Origin of the sequence: Pseudidiomarina sp. CB1 (genome assembly GCF_024752025.1) — a bacterium.
Taxonomy (GTDB): Bacteria; Pseudomonadota; Gammaproteobacteria; order Enterobacterales; family Alteromonadaceae; genus Pseudidiomarina.
Map to the genome: position 1 here is coordinate 598,942 of NZ_JANTPU010000001.1, position 13,133 is coordinate 612,074.

The 13,133-nt window shown below is 49.0% G+C and carries 10 protein-coding genes; 6 read left to right on the top strand and 4 right to left on the bottom strand.

What is annotated here, in order from left to right; translation table 11 throughout:
* Nucleotides 1–2 precede the first annotated feature (2 nt).
* On the bottom strand, nt 3–794 hold the full coding sequence (locus tag NV375_RS02825) for a hypothetical protein (protein ID WP_258806874.1): 792 nt from the start codon (nt 792–794) through the stop codon (nt 3–5).
* A 78-nt stretch (nt 795–872) separates the two neighbouring features.
* On the opposite strand from NV375_RS02825, the gene NV375_RS02830 reads away from it, so the two are divergent.
* From NV375_RS02830 to NV375_RS02850, 5 genes are read left to right on the top strand one after another with little or no spacing between them, the layout of a single operon-like run.
* Complete coding sequence (locus tag NV375_RS02830) at nt 873–1,514, top strand: pseudouridine synthase (RefSeq protein ID WP_258806875.1); 642 nt, start codon at nt 873–875, stop codon at nt 1,512–1,514.
* A gap of 33 nt (nt 1,515–1,547) precedes the next feature.
* Nucleotides 1,548–2,663 carry a tRNA 2-thiouridine(34) synthase MnmA gene (gene mnmA / locus NV375_RS02835; RefSeq protein WP_258806876.1) on the top strand — a complete coding sequence of 372 codons (1,116 nt, stop codon included), beginning with the start codon at nt 1,548–1,550 and terminating at the stop codon, nt 2,661–2,663.
* The gene (hflD, locus tag NV375_RS02840) at nt 2,660–3,313 is read left to right on the top strand and encodes a high frequency lysogenization protein HflD (RefSeq protein ID WP_258806877.1); all 654 of its coding nucleotides are present in this window, start codon (nt 2,660–2,662) and stop codon (nt 3,311–3,313) included. Before mnmA ends, hflD begins: the two co-directional genes overlap by 4 nt.
* Nucleotides 3,310–4,683 carry an adenylosuccinate lyase gene (purB, locus tag NV375_RS02845; protein WP_258806878.1) on the top strand — a complete coding sequence of 458 codons (1,374 nt, stop codon included), beginning with the start codon at nt 3,310–3,312 and terminating at the stop codon, nt 4,681–4,683. Before hflD ends, purB begins: the two co-directional genes overlap by 4 nt.
* A 1-nt stretch (nt 4,684) precedes the next feature.
* Nucleotides 4,685–5,833: a cupin domain-containing protein gene (locus tag NV375_RS02850; RefSeq protein WP_258806879.1), complete on the top strand. Its 1,149-nt coding sequence runs from the start codon at nt 4,685–4,687 to the stop codon at nt 5,831–5,833.
* Between the two features lie 68 nt (nt 5,834–5,901).
* Here the strand turns inward: NV375_RS02850 and NV375_RS02855 are convergent, their stop codons facing one another.
* Complete coding sequence (locus tag NV375_RS02855; RefSeq protein ID WP_258806880.1) at nt 5,902–6,321, bottom strand: DUF4826 family protein; 420 nt, start codon at nt 6,319–6,321, stop codon at nt 5,902–5,904.
* Between the two features lie 200 nt (nt 6,322–6,521).
* Here NV375_RS02855 and NV375_RS02860 point away from each other — a divergent pair, with 200 nt between their 5' ends.
* Nucleotides 6,522–7,574, top strand: a complete 1,053-nt coding sequence (locus NV375_RS02860) for a Glu/Leu/Phe/Val dehydrogenase dimerization domain-containing protein (protein WP_258806881.1) — start codon at nt 6,522–6,524, stop codon at nt 7,572–7,574.
* Between the two features lie 2 nt (nt 7,575–7,576).
* Here the strand turns inward: NV375_RS02860 and NV375_RS02865 are convergent, their stop codons facing one another.
* Together NV375_RS02865 and ppsA are read right to left on the bottom strand one after the other, a co-directional pair.
* Complete coding sequence (locus NV375_RS02865) at nt 7,577–10,657, bottom strand: FAD-binding and (Fe-S)-binding domain-containing protein (protein WP_258806882.1); 3,081 nt, start codon at nt 10,655–10,657, stop codon at nt 7,577–7,579.
* Between the two features lie 47 nt (nt 10,658–10,704).
* Nucleotides 10,705–13,083: a phosphoenolpyruvate synthase gene (gene ppsA, locus NV375_RS02870; protein ID WP_258806883.1), complete on the bottom strand. Its 2,379-nt coding sequence runs from the start codon at nt 13,081–13,083 to the stop codon at nt 10,705–10,707.
* Nucleotides 13,084–13,133 lie beyond the last annotated feature (50 nt).

Genomic DNA, 13,133 nt, shown 5'->3' on the forward strand with positions numbered 1-13,133 from the left:
TCCTAAAGTTGAGCCTCATTCGGTTGCTGTTCAAGTTCAGCATTAGAATTGGGTACGCCAATAAGCCGGTTATAGATGACACCCACAACGTTAAAGCTCATCGGGAACGTGAATATTAGCCCTAAGAAAAGTGGTAATGCACTAATAAATATAATAATAAACAGCACGACGTAGATGCCGAGCACAGTGAACATCTTTTTATTCATCACTAAGAACGAAGCAATGATTGCTCGACTGATGGTAAGCCCCCGTTCCAACACCAGAGGTATCGCTAATAAAAACGCGAATTGGAAGTAAATAGCGGTCACGAGAACTAACGACACAGCTGTAGCGCCGATACCAAAAATGAAGAAAAATAAAGCGGCGAGGATCATCACCACAACGCTCATGATGAAGGTAATGGCTAGAACTTGTGGCAAACAACGTAGGGCCTCAGCAAAACATTCGAGGCCAGGTTTCGCGTCCCGCGCATTTTTCAATCCCATCAAGGTCACGACAGCGGTAAACGGCGCGACAAAAATAATACTCAGCAACGATTGGAAGATCGAATTACGTGGATCGGGTTGGTCTTGCTCCATCGGAAAAACTGACTCAGCAATACCCGATACCACACCATTCATAATGATCAACACCGCCACACCAAGTAGCATCATGGGTAACGCACGCAGCGTGATATCCCAACTACGTTGGATAACATCACCTACCGCTAAAGGAACTTCGCCACGAAGAGCTGCAGCAAAGTTATCGATTTGAGTAGCTTGTTTTTGCGGATCATTCGGTTTTGAGTCCTGCATGCGCACTTTTTCCTTTATACTTATGTTTTGCGACCTAGCTCATATTCTAACATTATTCTAAGCGACACTGATAAGTCTATGCCAAAGAAAAGCACTCCAGGGGCTCGTCCCTTTCGCCGCAAGAGCCGACGCAGCAAAACCCCACAAGCGTCCGAGCACCATCGCCCAGCGAACCCTAAACTCGTTCTGTTTAACAAGCCCTACGGCGTTCTCACGCAATTCTCGGGGGATGCTGATGACGCAACCTTGAAGCCTTATATTCCATTTAACGATGTATACCCTGCTGGACGTTTAGATAAAGACAGTGAAGGCCTGCTCTTGTTAACCAATGACGGTTCGCTGCAGCACAAAATTAGCCATCCCAAGCACAAATTACCGAAAACCTACTGGGTACAAGTTGAAGGTATTCCCAGTGATGAAGCGTTACAGCAGCTCGCTGATGGTGTTGAGCTCAATGATGGTATGACCTTGCCAGCCGACGTCATACGTATGGATGAGCCCGATAACCTTTGGCCACGCAACCCACCCATTCGAGAACGCAAGTCAGTCCCTGATCAGTGGCTATGCCTCACCATTCGTGAAGGACGAAATCGACAAGTTCGCCGTATGACAGCTGCAATTGGCCACCCTACCTTACGGTTGATTCGCGCAGCGATAGGCCCTTGGCGCCTCGCAGGTTTACAGCCTGGTCAGTGGCGCGAAGTACCGCCAGTGTGGTAGAATTCGCGCGAAATTTTTGGAGTAAAGGTTGTTATGGCGAACGCAGATAAAAAAGTCATTGTCGGTATGTCAGGTGGCGTCGATTCATCGGTGTCCGCTTACCTGTTGTTACAACAAGGCTATCAAGTTGAAGGCTTGTTCATGAAGAACTGGGAAGAAGACGACAACGACGAATACTGCGCTGCGGCGGAAGATCTCGCCGATGCTCAAGCTGTGTGCGACAAGCTGGGCATCGAGCTCCACACCGTCAACTTCGCCGCAGAGTATTGGGATAACGTGTTCGAGTACTTCCTTGAGGAATACCGTGCCGGACGAACGCCCAATCCAGACATCATGTGTAATAAAGAAATTAAGTTTAAAGCGTTCCTTGAGTTTGCCGCTGAGGCATTAGACGCGGATTATATTGCGACCGGCCATTATGTCCGACGGCGTGAACATAACGGTAAATTTCAACTGTTACGCGGCCTTGATAACAACAAAGATCAAAGTTACTTCTTATACACTTTGTCGCACGAACATGTCGCGCAAACACTCTTCCCTGTTGGCGAGTTAGAAAAGCCTGAAGTTCGCAGAATTGCGGAAGAACAGGACTTAGTTACTGCTGATAAAAAAGATTCGACTGGGATTTGCTTTATTGGCGAACGCAAATTTAAAGACTTTCTGCAAACCTACTTGCCCGCTCGCCCTGGCCCAATTGAAAATGTCGATGGTGAAGTTCTCGGCGAACACGAGGGATTGATGTACCACACCCTAGGCCAACGCAAAGGTCTTCATATTGGCGGCCTGGCGAATGCCGGCGACGAACCGTGGTATGTCGTGGATAAAGACGTTGCGCGTAATGTGCTTATTGTCGCGCAAGGTAAAAATCACCCGCGACTGTTTTCCAAGGGCCTCATCGCCGGTCAACTGCACTGGGTCGATCGGATTGGCCCTCAAGATACTCTTTCGTGTGTGGTGAAAACGCGCTACCGCCAACACGATATAGCTTGCCAGTTAAAAGTAATTGGCGACAACAAAGTACAGGTCGAATTTGCCGAGCCCGTAGCCGCCGTTACCCCAGGGCAATCGGCAGTGTTTTACCTTGACGACGTCTGTCTTGGCGGCGGTATCATCGAATCGCGCATTGCCGACCATGAGGTTCTGCTGTGAACGAGTGGCAACAACGAACCCTCGCACTGGCAGCCATCGCACAAGCTTGTGCCGCCGTAAAACAGCTTGCACGACATGGCCAGCTTAGCGAAGAGTTCGAACGCGATGCCCTCTTGCAAAGCGTTCTTGAACAAGACCCTGAAAGTTTTAGTGCAATCTACGGCGACGTCACCAACCTGAACTTCGGCCTGAAAGTTCTACTGGCACAAATTGGTGCGACGCGTAATAAAGACGTGGAAATCACCCGCTATATGGTGGGTGTACTTGCTCTCGCCCGACGTTTTGAGCGTAACGAGAAAGCGGTCACGGCGCTGGGCCAGAGAATTAATCAACTACAGCGTCAACAACACGATTTTCAATTCGAACACGACACCATTCTCACGGGTATGGCAGGTGCTTACAGTGACTTTATCTCACCTCTCGGCCGCCCGCTCCAGATTCATGGTAAGCCGGATTTGTTACAGCAAAAGAACGTACAAAATCAAATACGCGCATTACTGTTAGCTGCGATTCGTAGCGCTATTCTTTGGCGTCAAGTCGGCGGTAAGCGCCGTCATTTTGTGCTATCGCGGCGCCGTATGGTCTCGACCGCCCTTGACCTTATTCGTATTAGTAACCCAAATCGACCTAACTCGGAGTCTTCGACATGACCCAATTATCCGCTTTGACCGCACTTTCTCCCGTTGACGGACGCTATGGCTCTAAAGCTGCAGCTCTACGCCCGATGTTTAGTGAGTATGGCCTGATCCGCCAACGTGTGATCGTCGAAGTCCGTTGGTTACAACAGCTTGCAAAAGTTAACGAAATTAGTGAAGTCCCGGCATTTTCTGAGCAAGCAAATGCATTTTTGGAAGATTTGATCGCCAACTTTAACGAAACTGATGCTGAACGTGTCAAAGCAATTGAAGCCACGACCAACCATGACGTCAAAGCTGTTGAGTACTTCCTCAAAGAACGCGTTGCCGAAGTTCCTGAGCTGCACGCAGTGACCGAGTTTATTCATTTTGCCTGTACTTCAGAGGATATTAATAACCTCTCACATGCCCTAATGTTACGCGAAGCCTTGCAGGACGTTATGCTGCCGATCATGCAAGACTTAAGTGCTGCAATTAAAAAGCTGGCTGTAGCCAACAAAGCGGTGCCAATGATGGCACGAACGCATGGCCAACCAGCGACGCCGACGACATTAGGTAAAGAAATGGCGAATGTCTATGTACGTCTGGAGCGGCAATTAGCACAAATCACCAACGTGCCATTGCTGGGTAAAATCAATGGCGCGGTAGGCAACTATAATGCGCATTTAGCAGCCTACCCGAATGTTGATTGGCACCACGTCGCTGAACAGTTTGTAACCTCATTAGGCTTAACCTGGAACGCCTATACAACGCAGATCGAGCCCCACGACTATATCGCCGAACTGTATGACGCGGTAGCACGTTTTAACACGATCGTTATCGACTTCAACCGTGACGTATGGGGCTATATTGCGTTAAATCACTTTAAGCAACGCACCATTGAAGGTGAAGTTGGCTCATCGACCATGCCACACAAAGTGAATCCAATCGATTTTGAGAACTCCGAAGGGAATCTCGGTATTGCGAACGCTATCATGCAACATTTAGCGAGCAAACTGCCGATTAGCCGTTGGCAGCGTGACCTTACGGACTCGACTGTGTTACGCAACTTAGGTGTTGGTTTTGCTTACGCACTGATTGCCTACCAAGCAACACTAAAGGGTATTAGCAAGCTCGAAGTCAACGCCGATAACCTTATGCGTGAACTTGATCAAAATTGGGAGCTCTTAGCCGAGCCGATTCAAACAGTGATGCGCCGTTATGGTATCGAAAAGCCCTATGAAAAACTAAAAGAGTTGACCCGCGGCAAACGTGTCAATCAAGCTGCAATGGCTGACTTTATCGATTCGCTAGATTTACCTGAAACTGTCAAAGCCGAATTGAAACTGCTCACCCCAGCGTCTTATATCGGTCGTGCCGTTCAGTTTGTTGACGATTTAGCTTGAGATGATGAAACTTAACCTTAATAGCGCTGATTTCCTTGCCAATCACTGGCAAAAGAAGCCGTTACTTCTACGTAACGGCTTTGCCAATTTTGCCGATTTGATAGAGCCGGAACTGCTCGCTGGACTGGCGATGGAAGAAGCCGTTGATGCTCGTATCATTCGCCAAGTTAACAACGGCTGGGATGTTGAGCATGGTCCGTTCGAAGATTATGAACGGTTTGGCGATGCGGATTGGACGCTATTGGTACAGGCCGTTAATGAATGGTTCCCCGAAGTCCAAGAGCTTTTATCGGCCTTTCGCTTTTTACCCGACTGGCGGGTAGACGATGTTATGGTGAGTTTCGCTACGGAAAATGGTGGCGTCGGACCACACCTCGATCAATACGATGTGTTTATCATTCAAGGCGGTGGTCGCCGGCATTGGCGAGTTGGTGAAAGGACTTCAAATCTTGTTGAAGTTTGCCCACACCCGGATTTAAAACAACTTGAGAACGGTCAGTTTGATGCCGTCATCGACGCTATTCTGGAACCTGGTGACGTGTTGTACATTCCAGCAGGCTGTCCCCACAATGGTATTGCGCTCGAACCAAGTATCAACTATTCGGTGGGCTTTCGTGCGCCAAACAGTGCTGAGTGGTTAGCCCAAATTGCCGACCAGCTATTGGCCTCTGAACTAAGCTTCCCACGCTATCAAGATCCAGAGTTAACTACTGCGTCGTCCTCCTACCAAGTTCAGACGCAAGAAATTATGCAAGTACGTGAGTTACTCATCACGCAATTGCAAACAACGATCGGCGCCGATGCAATTACGCGTGTAATGTCCCAGTCAAAACGGCCATTAGCGGCGGCAGAGAATACACTCAGCGCCAATGAATTATTAAGTTATGCCAGCACCGACATGCTTATTGGGCGTACACCAGGAGCGCGAATCTTGCGCAGTCCCACTGGGGGGCTTTATAGCAATGGCGAAATACTTCCGCAGCTAAACGAACGCGCCACCACCGCATTGTTAGAGTTACGTTCGGAACAACCATTGGCCCACTTGGATCACATACTTGGGGATCGTCAGGCGTGTGAATGCTTGGTAGAACTGGTTCAGCAGGGAGTTTTGTATTTAGTTCAAGAGGTCGCAGAGGAGGACGACAGCTAACTCTTATGAATACCGTTAACTGTCGTTATCTTCATTCATCGGTGAGCCGCGGGCTTAATTACTCGCGCCTACTGCCACAACTTCTCTGTTTGCACCGCGTCGTGAATCCCCTCTGCACGGCTCACTAAGTATTGCGCATACTTAATTTGTTCGTCATCTTGTTGCGCTTTAGGGTCATCAATAATAGCTTGGGCTTTTAACTGCCACTGCAACGCAATGTGACGCAATGCTTCGCGTGCATCTTTCGCAGCTTTCGCACCGACAACATCCGTAGGCACATCACCGTTCACCAGCCAAAGTTCCTTACGATCTTGCGTGGTAAATTTCCACACTGCGACATAAGGCACCAGATAACGTGATTCTTTGGTGAGTACGCGATCAGTAATGATGCCATTTTCGGCTAGATATTTGTTCGCCGCTTGAAATTGCTCACGAACCCAAGCTGACGCTTCTTCTTCAGTTAATTCAGGCTGCTGTTGATCCGCCATCGTTGTACTACTTCCCTTCTTAAAAACAGTGTCACAATACTAACTCGAAAGCGCCAAACGGCAAAGTCCGAATTACTGTAAACTTTGCTTGCAATAGTTTACGTTGACGTAAACGTATTATTTTCTCTTATTCACTAGCGCAGACAATTTGAAAATGCTAATGTGCGCGCAATTTTGGGATGAACGAGGAAACATCACTCATGTCTCTATTTGAGCATCAAGAGTTCGACCAACACGAGCAAGTCGTGTTTTGTCACGATAAAGAAACTGGACTTAAAGCTATTATCGCTATTCACGACACCACTCTAGGCCCTTCGCTTGGCGGTACACGTTTATGGAACTACGCGAATTCAAGCGAAGCTTTAACTGATGTCTTACGTTTATCACGTGGTATGACTTATAAAAGCGCCCTCGCCGGCTTACCATTGGGTGGCGGTAAAGCCGTTATCATTGGTGACGCTAAGACCATTAAGTCGCCTGAACTTTTCCGTGCTTATGGCCGTTTCGTCGAGTCGCTAAGTGGTCGTTACATCACCGCTGAAGATGTAAACATTCGCACCAGTGATATCGCAATTGTTGCTGAAGAAACTTCCCATGTTGCTGGAACCGAAGGTAAAGCAGGCGACCCATCGCCACACACTGCACTAGGTACCTACTTAGGCTTAAAAGCTGCGGCTAAACACAAGTTTGGTTCTGACGACTTAAAAGGCATAAAAATTGCTGTTCAAGGTCTCGGTGCCGTCGGTTATGACTTCGCTGAATACTGTGCCAAAGAAGGCGCTCAGTTATGGGTGACAGATATTAATGACGAAGCATGCCAGCGCGCGCAGCAAGAGCTTGGCGCTACTATCGTCGGTCTTGATGAAATTTACGGTCTTGATGTTGACGTCTATGCGCCATGTGCCCTAGGTGCAACCGTCAATGATCAAACCTTGCAACAAATCAAAGCAAAAATTATTGCTGGTAGTGCGAACAACCAGTTAGCAACCCCCGCACACGACCAAAAGGTCATGGATATGGGCATTCTGTATGCACCAGATTACGTGATTAATGCTGGTGGCGTGATCCACGTATGCAGCGAAGCTGCGCAAATGAGTCGTGAAGAAACGGATAAACGTGTACGTGATATTTACGACACTCTCGACACCATTTTCACCCGTTCTGCAGCAGAACAACGCCCAACGGGGCAAATCGCTGACGAACTTGCGCGAGAAGTGATTGCCAAGGCAAAAGCGGCGAAACAAAGCGCTTAAAATTAATTCAAGCGCTCTGCCAAAAGCTGTAGTGGGTGTTGCACCTGCTGCAGCTTTTTGTTTTTTGACTGTGCGTTATCGGCAAACCGCCCCGCTTGGCAGCGACAGGAAAAGCCCGTAACCAATGGTTGTTGGCTTGCAGCTAGCGGTTCACGCCAACTCAATTCAAATAGCTTTTGACTCGACGTTTGTTGCTCAGCCTCATGGCCGTAAGTACCTGCCATACCACAACAACCTGTCGCCACGGCTTGTGCTTCAACGCCGACACTGCGCAGCACTTGTTGCCACAGCTTCGCACTCGTTGGTAGTGCTGTTTGCTCCGTACAATGTAAAAAGAGTTCAGCAGCTTCACTTGCTTTGATCTTTGTTGTTTCTTGCTCTGAGTTGGACATGACTTTGGCTAGCCATTCCTGTGGCAACTGTACTTCGAATTCAACTCGCTCTTCGGCGTAATCAAGGTATTCGTCACGCAGACACAACACTGTCGACGCATCTACACCTACGAGACTGAACTCAGCCTGCGTTAGTTGGTTGAGCTGACGAGTAACGCGCGTCGCAGTCTTGGTGAACTCCAACAAGAACCCTTTCACGTGCTGCGCCTTTCCGTTACCAATAAAGTCCAACAGATAAGGCTGATAGCCAAGTTTTGTGATCACTCGACCAAATGCTTCAACAACTTCCGCTTGGTAAAAGCTGGTAAAAGGATCTTGTACGATCACGACTGTTTGTTGCCTTCTCTCACGGCTTAACTTCAACAGGTCTTCACAACTTCCCGCTGACCACTGCTGCTGACGCCAACGCTTATGAAGGCTGGGCACCGATAACTTAGGAGTATCGACGTAGCCAAGGGTTTTCTGCATCAGCCATTGACTCAGGGGATTATGGGTAAAGGTGTTAAACAAACGCGGCAAACGCGCCATGAGTGGCGCGGTGCGCTCAATACTAGCCACCAAATAATCCCGTTGCGGCCGACGGTAAAGTTGATAATACCAAGCTAAAAATTTCGCACGAAACGACGGTACGTCTACTTTTACTGGGCATTGGCTGGCACAAGCTTTACAGGCTAAACAAGCATCCATCGACGCTTTAACTTGGTGATTAAAATCTCGTGAGAAACGTGGTTTCCTTTCTTTCAACAGCTCTGCACGGGGCTTAGGTGACTGACTCACATCAAGCCCTTGCTCACTATTCAACCGTAACCATTCACGGATCAAGCTTGCCCGCCCTTTTGGTGACATGCGGCGATCACCAGTGGCTTTAAATGAAGGACACATTGGCGAGTCTGCAGCATAGTTAAAGCATAAGCCATTACCATTGCAATTCATGGCTGCCTGATAATCTTCGCGCACGGTCGCCGGGATCTGTCGATCATAGTAACCACGTTTACGCGCATCGACCGATACCAATTGTGCGGTCGCATGACCAAACGGTGTCGCCAATTTACCCGGGTTAAGCCGGTTGTCCGGATCAAATGCGGCTTTGATTTTTTGCAATTCGGGATACAGTTCCGCACCAAAAAATGTCGGCGCATACTCGGAGCGGTAACCTTTACCGTGCTCCCCCCACATTAGCCCACCATACTTTGCCGTTAATGCAGCGACTTGGTCACTAATCTTGCGCAATAAGGCTTCATCTTTAGGGACTTTCATATCCAGCGCTGGGCGTACGTGCAAAACCCCCGCATCAACGTGACCAAACATACCGTAGTGCAAGTCATGAGCGTCAAGTAATTGCCGGAATTCAGTAATAAAATCGGCCAAGGCGTCTGGCGGCACTGCAGTATCTTCGGCAAAAGCAATCGGTTTACGCTCACCCTTGACCGCACCTAATAAACCTACCGACTTCTTGCGCATGGCATAAACGGTTTGAATACTGACACTGTCACGGCAGACCTTGTAACCGACCACACCATGCGTTGCCGGTCCGCCGCTAAGCTCACTATCGAGCGTTGCTAACAACGTCGCTAACTTCTCTTCCAACTCTGCGGCTTCAACTGCTGTGTATTCAACCATGTTGATACCAGCCATCGGCTCGCCAGTGTCGCCTTCCGCAACAAAATCGCGTACTTGATGCCAGATGATATCGTTGCGGGCAAGATCCAACACCGTACTATCAATAGTTTCCACTGAGGTTGCCTGCGCTTTTACTAATACCGGAGCGTGCCGTAGCGCAGCATCAAAATCCCGATAAGAAATGTTGACCAGGACTTTGTGACGTGGAATTCGAGTTAAATTCAGTTTGGCTTCGGTGATGAACGCGAGTGTCCCCTCTGAGCCAGCGAGTAAACGCGAAAGGTCAAGGGTTTGTTGCTCAGGATCATAGCAATGTTTGAGGTCATAACCGGTTAGGAAGCGGTTCAATGGTGGAAATTTCGCTTCAATTGCTTGGCGTTTTTCCACGCAACTTGCCAATGCTTGGCGATACAGAGCGGCTTCCAGGCTATCACCCGCCGCAAGGCGCTCAGCTTCTTTAAGCGGAATGGCCGTTGTGTTGATCACTTCGCCATTAATCAATACGGCTTCTAACTCGAGAATATGGTCGCTGGTTTTACCGTAGACTAGTGAACCTTGTCCTGAAGCGTCGGTGTTAATCATGCCACCGATAGTGGCGCGATTGCTGGTCGATAGATCAGGCGAAAAGAACCAGCCGCCAGCGCGTACTGCATCATTTAGCGCATCTTTCACGACACCGGTTTGGCAGCGTACCCAACCAGCTTCGGTGTCAGTCTCAGTAATGCCGTCAAAGTAACGGCTGAGATCAACAATAATCCCGTTACTCAAGCTCTGGCCGTTGGTCCCAGTGCCGCCGCCGCGCGGGCTAAAGTTCAGACTTTGGTAGTCAGGCTCTTGCCCTAGTTGCAATGCTTTTTGCAGGTCCTCACGATGCCGTGGGTAAATCACTGCTTGCGGTAATTGCTGGTAAACGCTGTTATCGGTGGCGGCAATCAGTCGACCTGCATAACTATCGTCGATGTCACCAGCAAATCCTGCTTGCGTTAAGGCAAACACATAGCGACGGTACACGGGCTCAGTAGCCGGATAATCATCAAGTGCCGTCAACTCGCGTACTACAGGATCTGCCAAGTGAATCACCTCTTTTCGTTGTTCGTTGTTCGCTGTTTGAGCGTTAACTAGCTGTTTTTGGCTAAGTAGAGCCAGGTGTCGACGACGGTGTCTGGATTTAGTGACACAGAATCGATGCCTTGTTCTACGAGCCATTGGGCGAAATCGGCATGATCCGATGGTCCTTGCCCGCAAATACCGACATATTTGCCTTTTTTCTTCGCTGCCTGAATCGCCATGGCCAGCATCGCTTTCACTGCTTCATTACGCTCATCAAACAGATGCGCGATCACACCTGAATCACGATCAAGACCTAAAGTTAGCTGCGTCAAGTCGTTTGAACCGATGGAGAAACCATCAAAGATATCGAGGAACTGTTCCGCCAATAGCGCATTTGAAGGTAATTCACACATCATGATGACCCGCAAGCCATTCTCACCTTGCACCAAGCCTTCCTCAGCTAAAAGTTCGATGACCTTGCGACCTTCTTCAAGGGTTCGTACAAAAGGAATCATGATCTCAACGTTGGTTAAGCCCATGTCATTGCGCACACGCTTAATCGCCTCGCACTCCATCGCAAAGCAGTCACGAAACTCTTCTGAGATATAGCGTGATGCTCCGCGGAAACCTAGCATAGGATTCTCTTCGTGCGGTTCATACTGACGACCGCCAAGCAGATTCGCATATTCGTTCGACTTGAAGTCCGACATGCGCACAATGACACGCTCCGGTGAGAACGCCGCACCCAATGTCGCAATACCTTCGGTGAGCTTGGTTACGTAGTACTCGCGTGGCGACTCATAACCAGCGATAAAAGTACTAATTTGCTGTTTTAATTCATCACTTTGCTGGTCAAAGTTCAGCAATGCTTTCGGGTGCACGCCAATCATTCGATTAATGATAAATTCTAACCGAGCAAGCCCAACGCCGGCATGCGGTAAACCGGCAAAATCGAAAGCGCGGTCCGGGTTACCAACATTCATCATAATCTTCAACGGCAAGTTAGGCATATCACCAATGTCCGAACGACTCACGTCGAACTGCAATTCGCCTTGGTAGATGTAGCCGGTATCCCCTTCTGCACAGGATACAGTAACTGCTTGACCAGCTTTAATTAAGGCAGTCGCATCGCCACAACCGACAACCGCTGGAATCCCTAATTCACGAGCTATAATTGCCGCATGGCAGGTACGCCCACCGCGATTGGTGACGATGGCCGCCGCACGCTTCATGATCGGTTCCCAATCAGGATCCGTCATATCCGTCACTAACACGTCGCCCGGTTGCACCTGATCCATTTCGGAAATGTCATTCAAAACACGAGCTACACCGGCGCCAATACGCTGACCAATGGCACGGCCGGTGGCGATGACATCACTCTTTTGCGCGAGGCTGAAACGTTCGACGGATTGACTATTCTTATTTGACTGAACGGTTTCGGGGCGCGCTTGCACAATATACAGCTTACCGTCGATACCATCTTTTGCCCATTCGATGTCCATTGGGCGACCATAGTGCTGTTCAATAATTACCGCCTGGCGAGCCAACGCTTCAACTTCTTCATCGCTAACGGAGAATGAAGCCCCCTGCGCGGCAGGAATATCTACGATAGATGTTTGTTTGCCGTGTTCTGGACTGTCTGAATAGACCATTTGGATTTTCTTACTACCCAAGTTACGGCGCAAAACTGCGGGTTTGTTAGCCTTCAAAGTGGGCTTATGAACATAGAATTCATCGGGGTTCACAGCACCCTGCACCACCATTTCACCCAAGCCGAAACTTGAGGTAATAAATACGACATCATTAAAACCAGACTCGGTATCGATAGTGAACATTACGCCGGACGCGGCAATGTCACTACGCACCATGCGCTGAATCCCCGCTGAAAGCGCGACGCCGCGATGATCATAGCCTTGATGTACGCGATAGGAAATTGCGCGGTCATTAAACAAAGAAGCAAAGACGTGTTTGATGGCTTCCATGATGGCATCGATACCACGTACATTAAGAAAGGTTTCTTGTTGACCTGCAAACGATGCATCCGGCATATCTTCTGCTGTTGCCGAACTTCGCACGGCAAAGCTGACTTCGCTATTACCACCACTGAGCGCTTCATAGGCTTCGCGAATCGCTTGATCTAAGGCTGGCTGGAAAGGCGTCTCGATCACCCACTGACGGATTTGTTGCCCAGCTTCGGCTAAGGCTTTTACATCATTGGTATCGAGGTCATCAAGCAAGCTATGAATACGCTCATTTACGCCTGATTGTTCGAGGAATTCGTTAAAGGCTTCAGCAGTCGTCGCAAAACCGTTGGGAACTTCAACCCCAGCGCCTGCAAGGTTACTAATCATTTCACCAAGCGACGCGTTTTTACCTCCCACGCGCCCTACATCGTTCATCCCTAAGTGATCATACCAAAGTACGTAGTCGGTTACGGTTTGTTGCACGTCAAGTTCCTCGTGGTTGGGGTCTTAAGCATGGCTGACCATTTTACACA